Here is a 21,040-nt window from a genome sequence, read left to right on the forward strand (position 1 = left end):
ATGATGAAATTACTCGCAAATCATGCAGTTCATGCAGCTCTTGCTCATGCAAACCGTCTTGTAAACAAACCTGCGGATCATGCAAGCAATCTTGTTGTAAAAGATCTACTGAAGTAACACGTTCATCATGCGGCAACAAAAGCTGTTGTAAAACCTCTTGTTGCAAAAAAGAATGTAAACCATGCTGCAAAACATCTTGCAAATCTTCATGTTGCAAAACCAGCAGCTGCAAACCTTGCTGTAATACAAAATCAGTAAAAGCTGATGATGAAATTACTCGCAAATCATGCAGTTCATGCAGCTCTTGCTCATGCAAACCATGTTGTAAAAAAACATGTGGATCATGCAAGCAGTCTTGTTGTTCTAAATCTAAAGAAATAACACGCTCATCATGCGGTAGTAAAAACTGTTGTAAAACCTCTTGTTGCAAAAAGAGCTCATGTAATAATTGCTGCAAAACATCTTGCAAATCTTCATGTTGCAAAACCAGCAGTTGCAAGCCTTGTTGCAATAAAAAATCAGTAAAAGCTGATAATGAAACTCGTTGCAATGTAAATTGCATGTGTGACCCATGCGAATGTGCTCCGGTAAAAGGAAACATCCGATGTTCATGCATGAAACCAAAACCTAAGCCAAAGGCTGCTGAAAATATATCTAAACAAGCAAATAGATGTGGCTGCTCTGGAAGTAACTTTAATAATCAACCTGCCGCTAAACATTTAAACAAAAAAAATAAATACAAAGGCATTATGCCAGAAGCATATTACACACGTGAAGAAGCAACGCGCATCGCTGCAATGCAACAACAGTGTAAACTCAAATAAACAAAGTTATTCTTACTTTGTCAAAGAAGGGAAAACCGGATAAGTTTTCCCTTCTTTGTTTTTAATAATTAAACTTTATTTTCCGACATTAATAAAAATAAATTTCAACTATATCAAGTTTTAAAAATAACATTATAACTATTGAATTCTTGTTTTTTTTATGATACTAATAGAGTAAGCAAGCAGTGCATTTAATATATTTAAAGGAGACATCTCATGTCGCATTTACACAATAGGAGCAGTCTAAACATCTGCCATAGCGGACCACCGCAAAACAGTCTTTATTCTTTATTGACAATTTCTTATGCTTCTTTTATTCCTGCCTATATTTTTTTCAAAATATCTTTCTATTCTAAGCGTATTATTATTACACCATTCGGTGTCTAATACCACTTTTTCATTATAACTTCACTTTATAATTTTGGTAGTGTTTTCAATTCCCAAGGAACCATTATGAAAAAAGGAACAATGACAGCAATGCTACTCATTGTATTGTGCTCAGTGCTAAAAATATGCTCATTAGTCGCATTTTTTACTTATAACATAGGCGCACATCACAGACAAAGCATAACTCAAAACAAATAAAAACAGCTGTGTCATCAGAGGGCTATATGCCTAAAGGCATGTAGCCTACCTTACTTTCGAGCATTTCTGATTGCCATTTTATATCAAAAATTATATAATATAATAGATACTTGATACACATTATTCAGTTTGTTAATAATACAAAAAAGAGCCTTCAGTGGCTCAACTTGGAGATATAGTGCTTTTTATATGGAAAATAATTCCCCCTTATCACTCTCGCGAACGTGGTGATCCGGGCCAATTTAATTTTCATAATCACATACATATCTTCAAAAACAAAATATTCACAATTGCAATTCGAATAATCAACAACAGTTATACCTCATTTTTGCCTGAATCCCAGCATCCACAAAGACAACAAAGATGGTTGTACCGCATAATGATGTGTTAATCAAATAAATCAAAAATTTTATAACTCAATTCATCTCCCTTTATATACTTTATTCATGTTATCAGACAAGGCATTTAATTATGATAAATATAAAAAATTTAAATCTTTCTTTCAGTTCTCGTGATATCTTCAATGAAGTTTCATTCTCTGTTGACCAATCAAGCCGCATGGGTTTAGTAGGCCTTAACGGATCAGGCAAATCTACACTCCTCAAAATTATTGCCGGACAACAAGAATATGATAATGGTTCAATTGCCTTTCTTCCGGGTAAAAAAATTGCTTATATGCCACAAGACGTAGTATTGCAATCTGATAAAACTATCCTACAAGAAGCTTTAGATGCCTGTGGTGATGTCACAACCATCCAAAAAAGGTCTGAATACCTAGAATCACAAATAGAACAAGGCATTACTGACGACCACATCATTGACGAATATGTTCAACTACAAGAACAACTTGCTTATCTTGATCCGAAAAAATTACAGATCGAAGCTGAGCGCATTTTACTTGGATTAGGCTTTAAACAACCGCAAATGAATCAACTGGTCAGTACATTGAGTGTTGGTTGGAAAATGCGGATTGTTTTGGCAAAACTATTATTACAAAAAGCTGACTTTTATCTATTTGATGAACCTACCAACCATTTGGATATTGTTGCAAAAGATTGGTTCTTACATTTCTTAAAAAATACCGATTTTGGTTTCATGCTTGTTTGTCACGAACGTTATTTTCTTGATCAAGTATGCTCAACTATTTTAGCACTTGAGAACAGTAAAGCGAAAATTTATAAAGGCAACTATTCCACATTCGAAAAACAATATGCAAAAGACCTTGAACAATTGCATTCTGCATATGCCCTACAACAAAAAGATATACAACGCCGTAAAGAAACTATTGCAAAATTCCGTGCAAAAGCTAATAAAGCTAAAATGGCACAAAGCATGCAAAAACAACTGGATAAACTGGAACTCATTACCTTACCTCCAACAACTAAAAAAGTCAGCTTTCAATTCCCTGCAACCAAACGCGCCGGACGTATGGTTCTTCAAGCAAATGGCATTGCACACAAATTCGATTCTAAAAAACTTTTTGAAAATATTGACCTCAACATAGAACGAGGGCAAAAAGTTTCTCTTATCGCTGCCAATGGTGTGGGTAAAACAACATTATTCAACATCATCGTTGACAATTTACCAATACAAAATGGATCAGTTGAATTTGGTGCAAACGTTGATTATGCAATTTTTGCTCAAGATCAAAATGAATCACTTGATTTTAATAAAACTATTTTTGAAAATGCAAAAGATCTCTGCTCTAAAAAATCTGAGCAACAGATTCGTTCATTTTTGGGTGCATTTTTGTTCTCATCTGATGATGTTAACAAAAAAGTTGGTGTTCTGTCCGGTGGTGAAAAAAATCGTGTTGCAATGGCAATTGTGCTCATGCAAGATGCAAATTTCTTACTCCTTGATGAACCGACTAACCATTTGGATATGCCCTCAAAAGATATCTTAATTCAAGCATTACAGAATTTTGATGGAACCATTTTATTTGTTTCTCATGATCACTACTTCATTAATAAACTCGCAAATCGCGTAGTTGAACTCACTCCTAACGGTGCATTCGGTTATGAAGGCAACTATGATGCTTATTTAGACCAAAAGAATGCACATAAAGACATTGCTCAGCCGAAACAAAAAAAAGAGACGCAACCGAAAAATAAGCCTCAAAAAAACAACAAAGAAAACTATGAGCAAAGCAAGCAAATACATAAACTGGAACGTTCTATGGCTAAATTAGAAAAAGAGATTGCGCGCATTGAGCTTTCATTTGCTGATCTTGTATTTGGTACTCATGATTTTGATGATGCACAACAAAAATTACATAGTAAAAAAGAAGATCTTGAAAGCTCTCTTAAACAATGGGAAGCACTACAATAGTTGACCTAAGGTATTTTAACAACTATTATGTATGCATTATTTCCACTCATCACTAAAGAGAAAATTATGCATACATATAAAAAGTTACTTTTGGTCTTAAACTTCATTATTTGTCCAATTCATGCAACGCACCCAATTCGTGTTTACGTCGACATGGTAGCTGATCTTTTTCATTTTGGACATGTTCAATTTTTAAAACAAGCAAAAGCACATGGCGATTATCTTATTGTTGGGTTGACAGCAGATGAAGATGTCGCACGCTATAAACGCACACCTATTTTGAATGTCGAAGAACGCGCACAATCAGTAAGCGGATGCAAATATGTTGACGAAGTAATTCCTAACTGTCCTTACTGCATCACAAAAGAATTCATTGAAGAACATAACATTGATTTGGTTATTCATGGTGATGACATGAGTAAAGCAAATTTAGATTATTTCTATGCCGTGCCAATATCAATGGGCATTTTCAAAACGGTACCTTACACGGAAACTATCTCAACAACTGATCTTCTGACACGCATATTCGATCGTGGACGGGAGAATTTATTAAAAAAATAACAACACAAAACTACAGTTTTATCGACTTAATAGACTTTGCATATGCATTAATGTCTTGCCAAGGATCACCAATACGCGAAACACGCCTAAAGATATTTTTGATGGTATATTTTTGTGAGCTTAATTGACTATTAACCTCTTTCCATTGAAGCGGCGTTGCAATTGGAGCGCCCTTTTTTGCTCGTATCGCATAGGGAGCAACACCCGTTTGTGCCCAAGCATTACGCAAATAATCTGCAAATATTTTTCCTTTTCGATTTTCTTTGCGCATTTCCAATGTTAATATTTCAGGATTCTGCTTAACCATAAGCTCTGCTATATCACGTGCAAAACTGCGCACATCATCAAAAAGTGTATCCGGTTTGATCGGCACCGTAACATGCAAACCTTTTGAACCGGTGGTCATAACAAATGGATGTAATCCCAAATCTTCCAATACAGATTTAAATATTTTTGCAGACTTGCGTACTTCATCAAACTGTTTAACCGAAGGTGGATCTAAATCAAAAATTAAACGATCCGGACAATGTATGTTGTTAACTTTACTCAACCATACGTGTGGCGTTATCACTGCCTGATTTGCAAGATACACTAATGTTTGTACATTATTGCACAAAACATGATGTACTACTTTAGTTTTATCAACCTTTTCAATGTCAAAAATCTTAATCCATTCGGGGAAATAACCTGAAGCATCTTTTTGATAAAACCCTTCTCCATCAATTCCATTAGGAAAACGTTGCATACTAATCGGACGATTTTTGATATGCGGTATCATAAATGATGCAATACGTTGATAATATTGAATCATACTCCATTTACTGATACTTGATTTAGGAAATAATATTCGATCAGGATTGGTTATTTTTACCTCTTGTGAGCCAACTTTTAAGAAAAAATCATTCATAAACCTCAGAGTCCTTATCATTTTTTATCTGTTTAAGAGTGCGACCCGTCAATACCGAATAATCTTTTGTTGATACCGGATTTTTACGTGCATCTGCATAATCATCTTTCATTTTGATAAAAAGCCAGTTTTTTTTGCTATCATCTTTACCATATTTTGTACGAATTAATGCGTAGCCACCTTGCAGTTTTTGTCCTTCTAGGAAAACTTCAATACGGCCTTCTTTCAAACTCTTTGCCATAGAAATATCTTTGATGTTTTCATAGGTACCCAAATCCCATACCATAACTTCTCCGGCACCATAACCTTCGGGAATAATCCCCTCAAAATAGGCATAATCTAATGGATGGTCTTCTGTTTGAATTGCTAATCGCTTCACACGTGGATCAGGTGACGGCCCTTTGGGGATTGCCCAAGAAACTAATACACCTTCAATTTCAAGACGAAAATCATAATGCAAATGGCTGGCATCATGTTTTTGAATTACAAAAATAGGTTTTTTACTTTTTTTCAATTTCTTTGCTAATGCATCGCCTATAGGTTCAGGTGATGATGTAAAATCACGTTTTGCTTTATAGGTTTTCAGTACATTCTTTTTTTTTGGCATGATATGCCCTTTAATAACTTTATTAATTTAACACCGTTAAGATAAAACATACAAACAAACAAGTTCAAGAAAAGAGATCATTTAAAAAAGCTATCCAGCTATACATGTAAAACCAACATACACAATCAAAATTCAGCTCACGCTAAAAGATTTATTTTATTTCGACACAAACGAACGTAAATGAATATTAAGCTGCCGGTGCAACTATTTTAGATCTCAAATAATTTATAATGCCTTGATCACCACTTTCTTGGGCATAATCCATTGCTGACTTACCCTTATGATCTTTTTCGAGAATTCTTGCACCTTTATCTACTAGCAATTTAACGCTATCTAATCTTTTATCTTGCACAGCCATGCGCAAAAAAATGTCTCTGGAATATTGAGGTAAATCATGTTTTTCAATTAACTCTTTTGCCTGACCCCAATCACCTGAGTCCATAGCACCTCTTATTTCATTTACTAACCTTAGACGAGCTTGCTCTTCAGGAGAAAAATTAAAAGATGCTGCTGTCTGTAACTGACAAACAGAAACACACAATAATCCCATCATAAATAGCTTTCTTACTGCATTCACTTACTTTCTCCTTAAAATATTCTTTTAATTTCATATTAGCATTTACAATTATTAGATCACAACAAAAATAATAAAATTAAAAATTAGCAAAAAAATCTATTTTGTGGTAAAAATTAACAATCTATAATACTAAAAAAACTTATACTAAAGGATTCTTCTATGAAAAAAATGACAGCACATTTACTACTTAGCTTGATACCATTGGCAGTGAATGCAAACCAATGGTTTACTGAAAGCATTTATGGCAATTGGTGCCAAACATATAAAATCGATGAAGTTTTATATGAAGAAAAAACCGATTTCCATCACATGATTATTTTCAAAAATGGTCTATATGGCACAGTTCTAGCTTTAGATGGCGTAATTCAAACAACAGAAAAAGATGAATTTGTATATCATGAAATGATTACTCATGTGCCAATGTTACAACATGGTAATGCACAAAAAGTACTCATTATTGGCGGTGGCGATGGCGGAAGCTTACGTGAAGTGCTCAAACATAAAACCGTAAAAAAAGCAGTATTAATTGATATTGACACACAAGTGATTGAACTTTCAAAAAAATATCTGCCTAATCATTCACAAGGTGCATTTAATGATCCACGCGCTGAAATCATTATTGCTGACGGCTGCAAATTTGTTAAAGAAACACAAGAAAAATTCGATGTCATTATTTGTGATACCACAGATCCTATCGGAGCAGGTAAAGTACTATTTACTGAAGAATTCTATGCTGATTGCGCAAAACTACTCACCAAAAATGGTGTTTTTGTAAATCAAAATGAAGTGCCCTATATGTGTGATACAATCAATCGCACTTGTAATAAACTTAAACCTTTTTTCAGCACAGTAAAAGGATTTTTAGCTCCTGTACCGACTTATATCGGTGGTTATATGGCGTTCGGTTTTGCAACGAATAATGATATCGTAACATTGCAAGAACTTGAACAACGCATATCCAATATTGATGGCGAACTTAAATATTATACCCCTGAAATGCATAAAGCCTCTTTTGCCCTGCCAAACAAATTAAAACAAAGCTTATATAACGAACGTTAAAAAACAAAAAAGTGTCCTTCGATACACTCCACTTAGTTGAAGTGTATCGAAGGACACTACAATAAAATCTACCGATCCAACGTATACACATAAAAATCACAAATCGAATCAAAACCTAATTGTTCATACAGATGCATCGCTCTTTTTTCTGCTTGCAAAACTGCCACCGCATATTCAGCCATTTGCGCACGCATCAACAGCTCTTGCACCATTGCAGTGCCAAAACCTTTGTTTTGTTGATTTCGTACGGTTGCCAAAGAATGAATACCGGCAACTTTACTATGCAAAGTTAACATGCCGCATGTAACCGGCGTTTCATCAAGATAACCAACATATAATTGCTCATAATCATCTTGAGAAAAAGGAAAATCAACCAATTTTTGATAATATGCTTTTATCGCAGGAGTATCACCAAGAACATCTATCATAATTTGTGCAAAATCTTGCATTTGTGTTGCATCAAGCACACGTTCAACGCGTAATTCACCTTGTTCAAATGCATTTTCTGCAATAGGCAAATACATCCCTACATTTTTTTCTGATAACTTCAAACCCACTTGCGCCAAAAGCTCCGGTAATGTAATCGGTACATCATCAGGACCAACCCACCATGCAAATGATAATGATTCACGCTTAAAATAATCAACCGTACTTTCTACAATATCTAATGCATGATCTTTTAAACGTGTATTAAAAACAAGATTGAAAGTATCATCATCCATTCCTGAATCAACCAAAGTCAACCCTTGGGCTTTAACCACTGAAAAACTTGATAAACGTTCAGGGAAAAAAAGCATATGAGCAAACATGTTTTCTTGCATTGCATGAATTATCGTTTGTTGCGCACTTTCAGTATCGTACATAAAAACCTCTTTTAAACATGACAAAACTATTATTTCTTTTATACTAACATAAAATCAAAAATTCAAGGAACATTATGAAAAGTAGCATTATATTGTTTTTTTCTCTACTATATTCAACAAGCACTTCACCTTCTTCTCATGAAAAACCACGCCCTAAAATAAATCGTAGTGCTCATTGCATAAAAAAAATTGCATTTAATATGCAAGGAACACAATTAGCCTGTCTTTTGGCTGGAGATCAAAAAAAAGACCTGGTTAAGATATATGACATACTAACAGGTAAAGCAACCAGTACATTTAAAGTTTTACCTTCAAGCGATATCAGTTTTGTAAAATTTGGCATAGCAGTTGTGGCATCAGATAAAAAAAGAATTGCATTCTACAAAGCTCAAAGCGGCAAAAAATCGAAAAATGATGCTGTTTTTAAATGTAATTATCCTAAGTGGGATAGCTTTGATGCACTAACAAACGAATCCAACTTTATCTGTATGAAATCAGATCATCAAGGGATTGAGCATTGGAAAAAAAGCGGATGGATAAAATATCTATTAAATCATGAAGTAACCCACATCCATGCGGCAAATCAAAACACTATTGTCGTCAGCTCACCTGAAAAACATTATCTTTATGATATAAACCAAATGACTCAAAAAAAATCTTTTGATGCAATGGGCTGCGCACAACGCGCATGGTTATTTGAAAATATCCTTTTAGAACCGTATCTTCCTCAAGATGGAGCATCTGAGCGTAAACTGTATATACGGAGTATATCAACCGGTGAGATTTTAGCAGCATTATCAATTAACATTGATATGTTCTTTAATAATACCGCAAAAATTTCACATGACGGCGAATATATTGCTGCTATTGACACAAACACTCCTAACAGAGTAGATGTTATGTGCCTCTCACAACTTAAAAAACATATTTCTCGCATCACTCATAAATGAACGCGAGTTCGAAAACACAAAATGCCTGAAATAAAGTAACATTACGATCAGGAATATGCGCAATAAAATGCACTCAATTTACTTGAATAAAAAATCTAAAAAGCATTCCTTTTGTCATTCCCGGCTTGAACGGGAATCCAGCCTGCGCGTCGTAGCTTCCATCTTACGTTGAAACTTACTCCTTCGCTGAAGCTTCTGCGCACAAGTCAGAGGACAGACCTACGAAGCTTTATGCGAAGTACGGTTAGCGAAGACGTGGCCATTTTTACTTTCAAAAAAAATTAATATTGTCAGGAATGAATTCAAATAAAAAGAATAAATAAAACGCACATTCATCTTTAATTATAAGCGTTCAGATCCTGGATTCCCGTTCAAGCCGGGAATGACAAAGAAGAACATTATCTTATAATGTTTAGTCTTGCTTGTGAGAGCCTTGATTTTTCGAACTCGCGTTCATTTATTATTAAAAATCTCTCAATTAATCGATTCTAAATAATCTATGATATCTTGATAGCCTCTTTGGTGAGCATAACACAATGCATCACAGCCACCATTATCTTGCACATTCAGTGTTGCTCCGGCGCTAAAAATCTGCTGTACCAAGTCTAATCTATTATGTTTGACTGCAAATATTAAAGCTGTGCATCCCTTATTTGATTGTAAATCAACATCTATATTGCTATCAAGCAACAACAAAGTAACCATATCAACATTCCTATTATCAACGGCATACATCAGTGCTGACATGCCATAATGATTTTGAGCATTAACATTTGCACCATTATCAATCAATAACTGCATCATCGACAAATTATTTTTTTTTGCCGCAAAAAGCAAAGCAGTATTTTCAACAACACCTAAAAATTCAACATCTGCACCTAGAGAAAGATAAACATCAATCAATGATATGTTATCATCGTATACTGCATCAATAAAACTCGCCGAAACTTCTGTTTTTGTACTGAAAGCGGTAAACAAAAGCATGCCTGCCACAATAATCTTTGATTTAATGCTACTCATACTCCTACTCCTTTTTTTGCAATAAAATAAAAAATTAACTCTTCCAAGCTACGAAGAAATTTTCTTTTTATCAATCAAATACTGTAACAACTACTTAATCACGAAGCTGATTAAACGATCAGGCACAAAAACAACTTTTATTTTATCTTTACCATCAAGCCATTTGAGCACTAATCGCTCAGCTTCAGGTTCAATCTGTTCTTGCGTTGCGCCGGCCGGCATTTCCATAATTGCACGAACTTTACCGTTAACTTGTACTACAATTTTTTTCACATCATCTTGTGTCAACACCGGATCATATATTGGCCATACACAACTTTGTAATTTTTTATGCAGCAACTTTTCAATTAACTCATTTGCCATGTGCGGAGCCAATACCGATAAACTCACCAATACTTTCTCCATACTTTCTTTTGACAAACGCATATTGTTTGCAATTACATCATTTGAAAATTCCATAAAAGATGAAATCGCTGTATTCGGCTTAAAATTATCCAAACGTTCTTGAAAATCGCGTAAAAATTTATGCACTCGTTTTGTTGTCACCAAATCTTCCGCTTCAGTTGATGGCAACAGCGTGTTTGAATCAACTAAACTGTCCCACAAACGATTCACAAAGCGCTTAATGCCATCAAGACCATTATCTTGCCATTCACAATCAAGTTCCGGCGGCCCCATAAACATCATGTACATACGCAATACATCTGAACCGTATTTTTGTACAATATCATCAGGGTTAACTACATTACCTTTTGATTTTGACATTTTCTCAACAAGGCCGGATTTATCTGATTTTTTGAGAACCATACCTTGATTAAACAGATGCGCAAACGGTTCATCAAATGGTACATGCCCTAAATCATATAATACTTTTGTCCAAAAACGAGCATAAAGTAGATGTAATATTGCATGTTCGATGCCACCAATATAAAGATCAACAGGGAGCCAATAGTTCATATCTTTCTGGTCCCAAGCCTTATCGGTTAAGTTTGGATTTGGATAGCGCAAGAAATACCAACATGAACCTGCCCATTGTGGCATCGTGTTTGTTTCACGCCTTGCAGGTTTATTGCATTGTGGACATAGTACATTTACCCAATCTGTAATATCGGCCAATGGTGATTCGCCCGTTCCGGTCGGCTGATAATTATCAACTTCCGGCAATGCTACCGGCAATTGATCTTCAGGAACCGGCACAATGCCACAATCGGCACAATAAATTAATGGAATCGGCTCACCCCAATAACGTTGACGAGAAAAAACCCAATCACGCAGTTTATAATTTGTAGTTCGTTTGCCATAACCATGATGAGCAATATGATCAATCAATTTTGCACGCCCTTCAGTTTTTGCAGGCAATCCATCAAACGGACCGGAATTAATCAATGTACCATCACCGGTATAAACTTGTTGCATATTTCCTTGAGCATCAACTTTAACTTCCGGCGCATTAATCACCTGTTTTATAGGTAAATCAAATTGTTGTGCAAATGCAAAATCGCGTTCATCATGTCCGGGCACTGCCATAACAATACCGGTACCATACTCAGGCAATACATATGATGCAACATAAATTGGTATAGCTTCTTTGGTAACTGGATTTATTGCATAAGAGCCGGTAAACACACCTGTTTTTTCTTTATTATCAACAGAACGGCCCATTGCACGTGTTGCTTTGACCATATCAACATAATTTCGAACCTGTTCTTTTTCTTCCGACGTTGTCAATGAAGGAACTAAATCATGTTCCGGCGCAATTAATAAAAACGTGCTGCCAAAAATTGTCTCCGGACATGTTGTAAATACCGGTAGTTCAAATTCATTACCTTGCACATCTTTTGCTTTGAATACAACTTCAGCACCTTCGGATTTACCAATCCAATGCTTTTGCATCAGTTTTACTTTTTCAGGCCATTCAAGTTTATCAAGCCCATCAAGCAATTTATCAGCATAATCGGTAATTTTAAGCATCCATTGCGGAATATTTTTTTGTTCAACCGGTGTACCACAACGCTCACATGCATTATTGACCACCTCTTCGTTTGCCAAACCGGTCAAACATGAAGGACACCAATTTATCGGTTTTTTTTCAATATATGCAAGTCCTGCTTTGAACATTTGCAAAAAAATCCATTGCGTCCATTTATAATATTCAGGATCGGTGGTATTAATCTCTTTATTCCAATCGTAGATTGCACCGATTTCTTTCAGTTGTTCTTTGAATCGTGCAATATTTTTTGCTGTTGCTTTTTTGGGATGAACACCCTCTTTTATTGCAGCGTTTTCAGCTGGCAAGCCAAAAGCATCCCATCCCATTGGATGTAATACATTGTAACCTTCCAATAACTTTTTACGTGCATAAATGTCAGAAAGCACATAACCACGCCAATGACCTACATGCAAACCTGAACCTGAAGGATACGGAAACATATCAAGTACATAATACTTTTTGCCACTACCGGTTGGCTGTGTTTTTGCAGCCGGTTCATCATCCCACTTTTTTTGCCATTTTTTTTCTATTGATTGGAAATCATACATAATATAAAAAACCTACGGTTTTTAGTTTTTAATCATAACTTTGCTCTATAAGATATTATGGTACGATGAAATAGCTATTTGGTCAAAATATGAAAGTATAAAATAACCATCTAAACTTTACCTTTTATGACATTAGGTTACACTTACAAGATCCTAATATCTTTAAATAATCAACTATATGAAAAACATAGATAAAAAATTTATTTTATTTGGCATGAGCTATTTCCTTCTTTTTTGCGCATACACTATTGCACAAGTAATCAAAGAATCAATATTTGCCAACACAGTAGGTGTTTATTATATAAACTATGCGCGACTTGGCTCAATCTTTATCCTTATTCCGTTTGTACTATTTTATAGTTATCTCATTGATAACCTAGAAAAAAAACATTTAACCATCGCTATGTTCACCACTTATGGCATATTGCAATTTTTATGCTCACTATTTTTAATGCATCCCACTATTGGCTTATCAAATACCAATTCTAATGCTTGGCGTTTATTTGGATGGCTTTTTTTCTTTTTAGTTGAATGCTTTGCTCCTTTTATGTTGAGCGTTTTCTGGGCCTACGTTAACTCTACAAGCTCACCTGAACAAGCAAAAAAGCGATATAGTACCATTATAACCTTCGGCACACTCGGCGGCCTCATCAGTTCAGCACTCTCATGGTTTTTTTTCTCCGGACAAACACATGCTATGCATACCGCTCATATGCACACACTGATCAGCGCCAGCTCTTCATTCTTAATAATTGGATCGGCATACATCATATACTATCTTAATAAAACAATGCCCGATAAACTTCTGGCAAGCTATGCCGAACGCATTGGTGAAAATCAAGCTGAAAAGCCTCAAAAAGAAAGCATTTTTTCAGGTGCAAAGCTGACTATCACCACTCCATATATCTTTGGTATTTTTAGTATCGTCTTTTTTTATGAAGTCACCAGTATGATTATCACATTTTTAAAGCTCTATGCAGTGCAATATCGCTCAACCAACATATCCCAAGCAAGCGCACTGCTCTTTCAGGTCACAACAATGACACAACTGGTAGCTTTCCTGTTCTCTCTTTTTGGCACACGCAACTTAATGCGTAAGCTCGGTGAACGCTCCTGTTTACTACTCATACCAATACTCATAACGATTTCATTTTTATACATGGTATTAGCGAAATTTTCATTTATATCAATCATTATTGGCTTCATGCTCATTCGCGCACTCAACTATTCATTTATTCGCCCAATAAAAGAAGCATTGTATATTCCAACAGACATACAAACGCGTTATAAAGCAAAATCATGGATCGATACCATCGGTACAAAACTTGCAAAAGGAACCGGAAGTGCATGCAACATTGCATTAGCATCACTTACAGGATCCGGTTTATTACTTGGGTTTTCAGCTCTATTTAGTATTATTGCATTCGGTTGGATTGTAGTTTCTGTTTTTCTTGGCAATCGTTATCGTGATATTATTCGCAACAAAGAGATTGTTGGCAATTAAAAAACACCATTTTCCTTGAAAATTGGAACCTCAACTTCCAAATTTCAAGGAAAACATAATATCAATGTCCCAAAGCACAATATCAACCTTGATAACATTTTAAAATAAGAAAATAAATCTTTACTGCAAAATAACAGCATATGGCATTGAAACACTTTCAGGTACAGCATTTGCTAAAAAAGATGAACTTAGGTACATAATTTCACATAAGATAACTACATAGTAAAAATGCCTTCCATTACAATTTATAATGGAAGGCACAACACTAAAAATTTTATTTAGTTAACTAATCTTTTTTCATGTCCACCTTTTTTGAATTTACTAAAATATCCTCTTTTTCTAAACTAGTTAATTTTTTTCCTGTTGCTAATAACATATTCCCGAGCTCCTTCTTCACTGAAACTAGAGCACGTTTAACCTCTTCATTTAATTTTCCATCTTTTTTTTCTGGTTTGACACGTTTTAAATAATCAGCCGTATAAGCTGAAAGCCCAAGTTCAGATCCTGTCCAGCCCAAAAGCCCTACACCAAACAAAAACACATCTATTTCACCCGACAACATACCACCTAGAAACATAACAGATGATATCCCCCCACCTACAAATGCAGAAACTCCTACTCCGGTATTTGAAGCACTCATAACTGCTCGGGGTACAGGCTTATCTGACAAAAGAGCCATACATGTTGCTGCACGCACGGATGCCATAGATCCTAATATTAAAGAATTTCCTATTGGCACGCCCCCTAGAGCCCCAATACCATAAGCAGTCGCAGCTAAGCCATGCGCCACAGGAAGCATAAATGGTTTTTTCTCTATAATAGACTTAATAGTAGAATTAACAGACTTATTTACATGATCAAAAACATTGTAATTCCGCCGTTGTTGATCATGCATTAATAATTTTTGATGCACACTTGAAACCGGTTGACTACAAAGACCGGGAGCCAATAGGCTTCTTCTTTGCATTGCCGGCACCAAACGTGAAACCCTACTCAAATGTGCGGCATGAACTGCCGATACTGTAAGAAATGAAAGTACAAAAACTTTTTTTGTGTAAACAATTATTTGTTGCATAACAATGCACCTTTAATAAAAGAGTTTAAAAATCTATCTGCTTGCTTTCATTACAACTAAACTCTTTTTTATTCTGGCAGAAACATGCCATTTTCCACTACATAAAACATGATCCATTTATTCCTGTACGCGATCATCTAATTTTAAGCTACTCAAAAAACTGGTCGCCAATCCGGCAAGCGCACTCACTTCAGTTGGAACAACAACCAATTTATTATCTTGGCTTTGGGTCAATCGACCAAATGCTGCAATATATTCTTTTGATAACACAAAGCTTGCAGGATCACCCTTTGCACCAATACCGGCATCGAAACACTCTCAAGCACAGCATTTGCTGAAAAAATGAACTTAAATGTATAGATTTACCGCTAATATCAAAGGTGCCTTCCATTAGGATTTATAATGAAAGGCACACAGCACACATCAAATATAATTTATCCTATCTTCTAGAAAAAGAATTTATTACAGCAATTATTGACATTATAGATGCAAAACTTGCATCCGATGCCGCTTTTTTTGCTGCTAATCTAGCACGTTTTGCTTCCTGCTCAGTACGTTCTGCTGCTTCACGAGTAAGCTGCACGTTATAAGCACTGACTCGATCGGCCCAATTTGGCTTATGTTTTATGCTATTCATAGCAACTTCTAATTTATTTTGTAATGAAGGAATATCGTCAAAAAGCTCTATTTTAAGTGGTACTATCAAAGAGGAGTGAACTTTTGCAGACAAGGCTTCATGCTTTTCATGAATGTCAGAAATATCTTCATCCATGCTTTCAAGCCTTTTTTTAAATGTTTTCCAATGCTCAAAGGCCATTACCAAAGGACAATGTTCATTCAAACCAATTTTTTCAACTTCATTAATCAATTGATCCAAATCAGGCTTTCTAGTAACAACTTGAAAATAAGAGTTTTTTAATATTGATTGAAACTCCAAATGCAACGCATAATATTTTTTATAGAGATTCAATATTTCTGATTCAGGTATCTGTCTATAAGCTGATCGTCCATATTTTATAGCAGAAATTGACCCTACCAATGCAGCAGCCATCAACCATCCCATTGTTGCCTCTGGGAATACTGCTGCACCCAATGAAGTACATCCACTACCAGCAAAAGCGGCTAAAGAAGTCGATTTAATAACATTTTGCTTTGATTCATTTGATAATACACTCCAACTTAATTTAGGAAGAAAACGGCTATGTGTTGAAACTGAAACCTGAGGTTTATTTTTTTCTGAATAAGATCTTAAACTAACACTCGACCCAGGCATTAATAAACTTTGCTGCGCATTTAAAGCCAATTGACTACGAAGACCGGGCGCCAATAAACTTTTCTGCATTGCCGGCACCAAACGTGAAACCCTACTCAAATGTGCGGCATGAACTGCCGAGACTGAAAGAAGTGAAAGTACAAAAACTTTTTTTGTATAAACAATGACTTGTTGCATAACAATGCACCTTTAATAAAAGAATTTAAAAACCTACCTGCTTGCTTTCATTACAACTAAACTCTTTTTTTATTCTGGCAGAACTATAGCACTTTTCACTGTATGAAGCAAAAATATAGAGTTTTGTTTTTTACAAAATATGAAAACTGACAAATTCTGTTTTGTTCGTTAAACTGTAGAAAAAAAATAATATATTTTAGGAAAAATCAATGGCATTACAAAAAACAAAACAAACAGCTCCTCAAGTTACCGATGAAACCATTCTAGTAGTAAAACGAGATGATATTTTTGCACAACATGCACCTTTTAATGGACTCCAAAAAGAGCCGCTTGAAGACATGATGGAAGCAATTCAAACAAAAAAACAGTTTTTGCCCCGTTCGCTCATGGAACAAGATCAAACCTACAAGCAGATTATTCCTTATTTAGTGTTTAACTATGCTGATCGCTTCTTTTTAATGCAACGGCAGTCGGCAGCATCAGAACAACGCTTAAAAAATAAATTCTCTCTCGGGATTGGTGGACACATGCGTGAAGAAGATATGCAAAGTGATTCCGTGTTCAATTGGGCATTTCGTGAATTTCATGAAGAAGTGCACTACACCGGATGTACTGCCTTTGAAACTATCGGAATCCTCAATGATGATTCAAACGATGTGGGCAAAGTACATTTAGGTTTAGTACTTCTTGTACAAGGTGAGAGCCCTAATATCACAATAAAATCGGAACTTAAATCCGGTCAGATGCTCACTCTGGATGAGATGAAGCCCTATTATGACCGCATGGAAACATGGACACAAATGGTATATGATTTTTTGTGTAAAAATTAACCATTGACGCTTTTTTGACGTATTTTGTAGATTAATAAAAATAAGGAAGCTACAAAATGCTCAAAAACATATATTATCGATTCAAAAATGGTTTACATTTAGCAGCCGAAAGTTTTGCCATGTTATGGCATCACCCGGTATTGCTCCTTTATTATTTAGGATTACTAGCACTTTATATATTTGTTTTTGTAATAGCCTATAATATTATTGGCCATACAGGAATTGCATCAATTTCAAATGATTTTCAAACACCAAATACAAACTTGCTTGCTGATGTTATCCCCCAAAGTGGCGGATTAATTTATTTAGGATTTTTAGCTTCGATATTTACTAACATTTTTTTACGCACCCTGCTCAGTTTTGCATTAATTTTTCATGCCCATACATTTTTAACCAAAGAATATAGAACTATGAGTGAAATCTATGCACTCACAAAACAAAAATGGCCAACGGTATTAAAATGGTCGTTATTGGTCACTGCAGCCACTTTTGCTGTACAACTATTAACCTTTTCACCCATTGATCAAAAAATAATCACTCCAGTTGTTTCTGCTGCCGGTACTACTTGGTTTATACTAACTTTTTTTGTATTACCTATACTCACACTGACCAAAGCTAATATAATGCAAAGCATCAGCACATCAACCTACTATTGTGCCAAACAAGGGGTAAAAATAATGGGAGGCTTATTCTGGATGGGCCTTGTTTATATCATCTTACTCATTTCAAATCTATTTATAAGCAATTATTTGATACCTGCGCAGCTGAGTGAAGCCTTTATGGATGGCAGTTTATTCTTTATTAATGCACTTTTTGGCACGGTACTCTTACTTTTCAAGACGAAACTATTTCATCAAGTTCAACTGCAGGCCCAAAAGGCAACATTAAATTCAATGCCACCAGATTACTCGCAATTTTAGCGGAAACTAGCTTTGGCTTTTCTGATACTTCTTTTTTTTGAGAAGCATCTTTTTTAGCTATAAAACACTTATATGCAATCAACCATTTTTTATTAACACTCAATGCAAGATTCCAAAACTTCTTGCTTGTTGGATACAGTGACTTGTTTTTTTTGCACTCTGTAAATGCCATAGCTCTTATAAATGGATAAGATGAAGCATCTGAAACAAAAAACAACATTTGCATCTCAAAATATGCATTCATTGATAGCCCAACTGTTGAGCTTAACTTAGACAATGTATTATATGCATCTTTTACTTTCATCTTATACTTTGGCTGAACTAACTCACCTATAATATCATTATCAATCAGAGTAAGAGCAAAATCTATCTCAACACGCGTAAATCCCCATCGCTTGAGAGCTTCTTTGGCAATCGGCACCGTATGTTTATGCTGCTCGTTGCGCGCACCCAAAGGTTTGCCAATATCATGCACTAAAATTGTTGCTATCATCAGTTTTTCCATATCATGTGTGATTTTCTTATAGTACGGTGCATGGATGGAATAAAATTTCTTTTGTTCATTAAATTGATTCAATACATTAAGCGTATGCTGCTCTAAGCTATGATCTTCAGTAATATAAGAAGGACTTTCATACAGTCCCTTTAAATGTGGATATTCTTTTTTTATAATACCGATTAATTTTTTAAAATCTTTACTATCAGCTTGTTTAACATTGGCATTTGCAAAAAAATTGGCGATCTTTGTGTCTGAATGGCTACAACTTGGCTTAAGCCAATAAGAAGGAGCCTTTCTCGGTACATTAATTTCAACTTGTCCTTTTTTCGATACTGTTACCGTAAGTTCGTCTTTTAAATTTTGCATGTATGAAGGCAGAACAAAACAAAGACTGTCTTTATTCCAATAGGTTGGAACAGCCAAATTAGAAAAAAACAACATTAATAAGGAAAAAATAGGAATAAAACTTTTTTGCATTATAAACCTCACATTTATATGTTTATTAAACCATTTCAAGTCATACTAACATAATAATTTTTTTTTGCATAAAGATCAACTTAATGTTTTATGCAAAAAAATTGACATTTCTGCTGCAAGAATTATGTTGATATATATGGCGGTTTATTATTAAGAGCTCTCAAGCTCAATAATTTCAAATGGGTTTTTTTATGACTTATCGTTTTATCACGATCTTACTTACATTAACAGTTCAATTTTGCTCAACATTCAGCACTCAATCACTCACCAATCCAAGCATTATCATTGAAACGTTACTGAATGCACAACCATACCAAAATGTCGATCAACTAGCTCAAACTTTACTTACAAAACATAAAAATAATATGTCACAAACAGAGGCCCATTTTATTACATACGCTCAAAAAAAAATAAATTCTATTCGCATGAATGTATGGAATTCAGTCAACTATTTAACAGCCTTTGAATCTGACCCTGTTTTACGTCAAGTAATGCATGACATTATTACTATTGAAAAAAGAGAAGCAAAAAAAGGCAACTACACCTTTGTACATGGTCAACCATGGATACTCCATTTTTATGAAGAACTCTATACTTTTTTATGGAAAACAATAACAAAGACCAATGTTCAAGACTTTCTCTTTTTACGATTTAAAAATTTATATTTTTCCGATGCTCAACAATTTATTGATAAACTGAATAAACATAAAAAAAAGCATTTTTATTACCTCAAGCATGGCACACACGGATATTACGCCGGCGGCACTTCCGGCAAAACAAATCAAAATTATATAATGTTTTTGAACTATGCACTTTTTAATAATCAGTTCGGCTCAAGCTCTGCACGATATATGGCTAAAGGCGATTCAGAAAATGGTATCAGCAAATGGTTAAAAATTTCTAATATATTTGATTACTTAGGTTTAGAAAATTATTACCTACCGTTTAAAAATGAACTGAAACAACTCAAAAAAAACCATAAAAGGCTTACTCAACAAAAAAATCAACAATATGGACATCCATTAGTGATTTCAATAAGCCCTTCAATGCTGAATAAAGTGGTCTACATAAGCTGGACCGGCAACAAACAACAATTCAACTTAGCTAATGGCAAAAAAACTACTAATGTAAAACAAGTACTAGATCTACTTCGCACAAATCCATATGCATTAGCGGATCAATATTCAGGATATATGAATTCGGACCGTAATGAGTTCTCTATGATATTAAGTTTAGATGGTGCATTGAAACCGAACAATGGAATTTATGTATATAGTATTCCTCCCGTAGAACAACAAAAATGGAGCAGTTTTTGCAAAAAACGTGATGCATTATTTACTCGTATAAAGCAAAGCATTATTGCACAAGCATTTGGATCAACAAACACACAGTATTGGCAATCAGTTGTCAAGATACTTTATTAATATTATTTCACTCAACTCATAAATAATTAATTAATTAAA

Annotated in this window: 21 protein-coding genes; 10 read left to right on the top strand and 11 right to left on the bottom strand. The window is 34.9% G+C overall.

The window, feature by feature from the left end:
* On the bottom strand, positions 1-562 hold a 562-nt coding region (locus WD055_02270; protein MEX0849028.1), incomplete at its 3' end, for a hypothetical protein.
* A gap of 52 nt (positions 563-614) precedes the next feature.
* Here WD055_02270 and WD055_02275 point away from each other — a divergent pair.
* The 4 genes from WD055_02275 to WD055_02290 all read left to right on the top strand — a co-directional run bounded on the left by WD055_02275 (position 615) and on the right by WD055_02290 (position 4,301).
* Entirely contained in the window at positions 615-824 is a 210-nt protein-coding gene (locus WD055_02275) for a hypothetical protein (protein ID MEX0849029.1), read from the top strand.
* Positions 825-1,277: 453 nt separating this feature from the next.
* Entirely contained in the window at positions 1,278-1,409 is a 132-nt protein-coding gene (locus tag WD055_02280) for a hypothetical protein (protein ID MEX0849030.1), read from the top strand.
* A 471-nt stretch (positions 1,410-1,880) separates the two neighbouring features.
* Complete coding sequence (locus WD055_02285; GenBank protein ID MEX0849031.1) at positions 1,881-3,740, top strand: ABC-F family ATP-binding cassette domain-containing protein; 1,860 nt, start codon at positions 1,881-1,883, stop codon at positions 3,738-3,740.
* A gap of 66 nt (positions 3,741-3,806) precedes the next feature.
* Positions 3,807-4,301, top strand: coding sequence for an adenylyltransferase/cytidyltransferase family protein (locus tag WD055_02290; protein ID MEX0849032.1), 495 nt, complete (start codon positions 3,807-3,809; stop codon positions 4,299-4,301).
* A 10-nt stretch (positions 4,302-4,311) separates the two neighbouring features.
* Here the strand turns inward: WD055_02290 and ligD are convergent, their stop codons facing one another.
* From ligD to WD055_02305, 3 genes are all read right to left on the bottom strand, one after another.
* Positions 4,312-5,208 carry a non-homologous end-joining DNA ligase gene (gene ligD, locus WD055_02295; protein ID MEX0849033.1) on the bottom strand — a complete coding sequence of 299 codons (897 nt, stop codon included), beginning with the start codon at positions 5,206-5,208 and terminating at the stop codon, positions 4,312-4,314.
* Entirely contained in the window at positions 5,201-5,815 is a 615-nt protein-coding gene (locus WD055_02300) for a DNA polymerase ligase N-terminal domain-containing protein (GenBank protein ID MEX0849034.1), read from the bottom strand. The genes ligD and WD055_02300 overlap by 8 nt, the downstream gene beginning before the upstream one ends.
* Positions 5,816-6,002: 187 nt before the next feature.
* On the bottom strand, positions 6,003-6,392 hold the full coding sequence (locus tag WD055_02305) for a hypothetical protein (GenBank protein ID MEX0849035.1): 390 nt from the start codon (positions 6,390-6,392) through the stop codon (positions 6,003-6,005).
* 195 nt (positions 6,393-6,587) lie between these two features.
* Here WD055_02305 and speE point away from each other — a divergent pair, with 195 nt between their 5' ends.
* Complete coding sequence (gene speE / locus WD055_02310) at positions 6,588-7,451, top strand: polyamine aminopropyltransferase (GenBank protein ID MEX0849036.1); 864 nt, start codon at positions 6,588-6,590, stop codon at positions 7,449-7,451.
* Between the two features lie 68 nt (positions 7,452-7,519).
* Here the strand turns inward: speE and WD055_02315 are convergent, their stop codons facing one another.
* Entirely contained in the window at positions 7,520-8,314 is a 795-nt protein-coding gene (locus WD055_02315; protein MEX0849037.1) for a GNAT family N-acetyltransferase, read from the bottom strand.
* Positions 8,315-8,388: 74 nt separating this feature from the next.
* On the opposite strand from WD055_02315, the gene WD055_02320 reads away from it, so the two are divergent.
* The gene (locus WD055_02320; protein MEX0849038.1) at positions 8,389-9,264 is read left to right on the top strand and encodes a hypothetical protein; all 876 of its coding nucleotides are present in this window, start codon (positions 8,389-8,391) and stop codon (positions 9,262-9,264) included.
* Between the two features lie 474 nt (positions 9,265-9,738).
* Here the strand turns inward: WD055_02320 and WD055_02325 are convergent, their stop codons facing one another.
* Both WD055_02325 and leuS read right to left on the bottom strand, forming a co-directional pair.
* Positions 9,739-10,284, bottom strand: a complete 546-nt coding sequence (locus WD055_02325) for an ankyrin repeat domain-containing protein (GenBank protein MEX0849039.1) — start codon at positions 10,282-10,284, stop codon at positions 9,739-9,741.
* A 90-nt stretch (positions 10,285-10,374) separates the two neighbouring features.
* Entirely contained in the window at positions 10,375-12,822 is a 2,448-nt protein-coding gene (gene leuS / locus WD055_02330) for a leucine--tRNA ligase (GenBank protein MEX0849040.1), read from the bottom strand.
* A 178-nt stretch (positions 12,823-13,000) separates the two neighbouring features.
* Here leuS and WD055_02335 point away from each other — a divergent pair, with 178 nt between their 5' ends.
* Positions 13,001-14,326: an Npt1/Npt2 family nucleotide transporter gene (locus WD055_02335; protein ID MEX0849041.1), complete on the top strand. Its 1,326-nt coding sequence runs from the start codon at positions 13,001-13,003 to the stop codon at positions 14,324-14,326.
* A 286-nt stretch (positions 14,327-14,612) separates the two neighbouring features.
* On the opposite strand, the gene WD055_02340 is transcribed toward WD055_02335, so the two are convergent.
* The 3 genes from WD055_02340 to WD055_02350 form a co-directional block, all read right to left on the bottom strand.
* Positions 14,613-15,401, bottom strand: coding sequence for a hypothetical protein (locus WD055_02340; protein MEX0849042.1), 789 nt, complete (start codon positions 15,399-15,401; stop codon positions 14,613-14,615).
* A 117-nt stretch (positions 15,402-15,518) separates the two neighbouring features.
* Positions 15,519-15,671 (bottom strand): hypothetical protein, encoded by a 153-nt coding sequence (locus WD055_02345; protein ID MEX0849043.1) that lies wholly within the window; start codon positions 15,669-15,671, stop codon positions 15,519-15,521.
* A 169-nt stretch (positions 15,672-15,840) separates the two neighbouring features.
* Positions 15,841-16,851, bottom strand: a complete 1,011-nt coding sequence (locus WD055_02350) for a hypothetical protein (GenBank protein MEX0849044.1) — start codon at positions 16,849-16,851, stop codon at positions 15,841-15,843.
* Between the two features lie 209 nt (positions 16,852-17,060).
* On the opposite strand from WD055_02350, the gene WD055_02355 reads away from it, so the two are divergent.
* Positions 17,061-17,681: a hypothetical protein gene (locus WD055_02355; protein ID MEX0849045.1), complete on the top strand. Its 621-nt coding sequence runs from the start codon at positions 17,061-17,063 to the stop codon at positions 17,679-17,681.
* Positions 17,682-17,737: 56 nt separating this feature from the next.
* Positions 17,738-18,601 (top strand): hypothetical protein, encoded by an 864-nt coding sequence (locus WD055_02360; GenBank protein MEX0849046.1) that lies wholly within the window; start codon positions 17,738-17,740, stop codon positions 18,599-18,601.
* Here the strand turns inward: WD055_02360 and WD055_02365 are convergent.
* Positions 18,516-19,577, bottom strand: a complete 1,062-nt coding sequence (locus tag WD055_02365; GenBank protein ID MEX0849047.1) for an HD domain-containing protein — start codon at positions 19,575-19,577, stop codon at positions 18,516-18,518. The two genes, WD055_02360 and WD055_02365, sit on opposite strands and share 86 nt — an antisense overlap.
* 191 nt (positions 19,578-19,768) lie before the next feature.
* Here WD055_02365 and WD055_02370 point away from each other — a divergent pair, with 191 nt between their 5' ends.
* Complete coding sequence (locus WD055_02370; protein ID MEX0849048.1) at positions 19,769-21,001, top strand: hypothetical protein; 1,233 nt, start codon at positions 19,769-19,771, stop codon at positions 20,999-21,001.
* The last annotated feature ends 39 nt before the right edge of the window (positions 21,002-21,040 follow it).

This window comes from Candidatus Dependentiae bacterium, assembly GCA_040878395.1.
Taxonomy (GTDB): domain Bacteria; phylum Babelota; class Babeliae; order Babelales; family Vermiphilaceae; genus JAKBEL01.

Coding starts and splice junctions, on each gene's coding strand:
- WD055_02370 (MEX0849048.1), top strand. CDS start 19,769: ATGACTTATCGTTTTATCACGATCTTACTTACATTAACAGTTCAATTT.
- WD055_02355 (MEX0849045.1), top strand. CDS start 17,061: ATGGCATTACAAAAAACAAAACAAACAGCTCCTCAAGTTACCGATGAA.
- WD055_02280 (MEX0849030.1), top strand. CDS start 1,278: ATGAAAAAAGGAACAATGACAGCAATGCTACTCATTGTATTGTGCTCA.
- WD055_02275 (MEX0849029.1), top strand. CDS start 615: ATGAAACCAAAACCTAAGCCAAAGGCTGCTGAAAATATATCTAAACAA.
- WD055_02360 (MEX0849046.1), top strand. CDS start 17,738: ATGCTCAAAAACATATATTATCGATTCAAAAATGGTTTACATTTAGCA.
- WD055_02350 (MEX0849044.1), bottom strand. CDS start 16,851: ATGCAACAAGTCATTGTTTATACAAAAAAAGTTTTTGTACTTTCACTT.
- WD055_02335 (MEX0849041.1), top strand. CDS start 13,001: ATGAAAAACATAGATAAAAAATTTATTTTATTTGGCATGAGCTATTTC.
- WD055_02315 (MEX0849037.1), bottom strand. CDS start 8,314: ATGTACGATACTGAAAGTGCGCAACAAACGATAATTCATGCAATGCAA.
- WD055_02285 (MEX0849031.1), top strand. CDS start 1,881: ATGATAAATATAAAAAATTTAAATCTTTCTTTCAGTTCTCGTGATATC.
- WD055_02325 (MEX0849039.1), bottom strand. CDS start 10,284: ATGAGTAGCATTAAATCAAAGATTATTGTGGCAGGCATGCTTTTGTTT.
- ligD (MEX0849033.1), bottom strand. CDS start 5,208: ATGAATGATTTTTTCTTAAAAGTTGGCTCACAAGAGGTAAAAATAACC.
- WD055_02320 (MEX0849038.1), top strand. CDS start 8,389: ATGAAAAGTAGCATTATATTGTTTTTTTCTCTACTATATTCAACAAGC.
- WD055_02340 (MEX0849042.1), bottom strand. CDS start 15,401: ATGCAACAAATAATTGTTTACACAAAAAAAGTTTTTGTACTTTCATTT.
- leuS (MEX0849040.1), bottom strand. CDS start 12,822: ATGTATGATTTCCAATCAATAGAAAAAAAATGGCAAAAAAAGTGGGAT.
- WD055_02290 (MEX0849032.1), top strand. CDS start 3,807: ATGCATACATATAAAAAGTTACTTTTGGTCTTAAACTTCATTATTTGT.
- WD055_02300 (MEX0849034.1), bottom strand. CDS start 5,815: ATGCCAAAAAAAAAGAATGTACTGAAAACCTATAAAGCAAAACGTGAT.
- WD055_02365 (MEX0849047.1), bottom strand. CDS start 19,577: ATGCAAAAAAGTTTTATTCCTATTTTTTCCTTATTAATGTTGTTTTTT.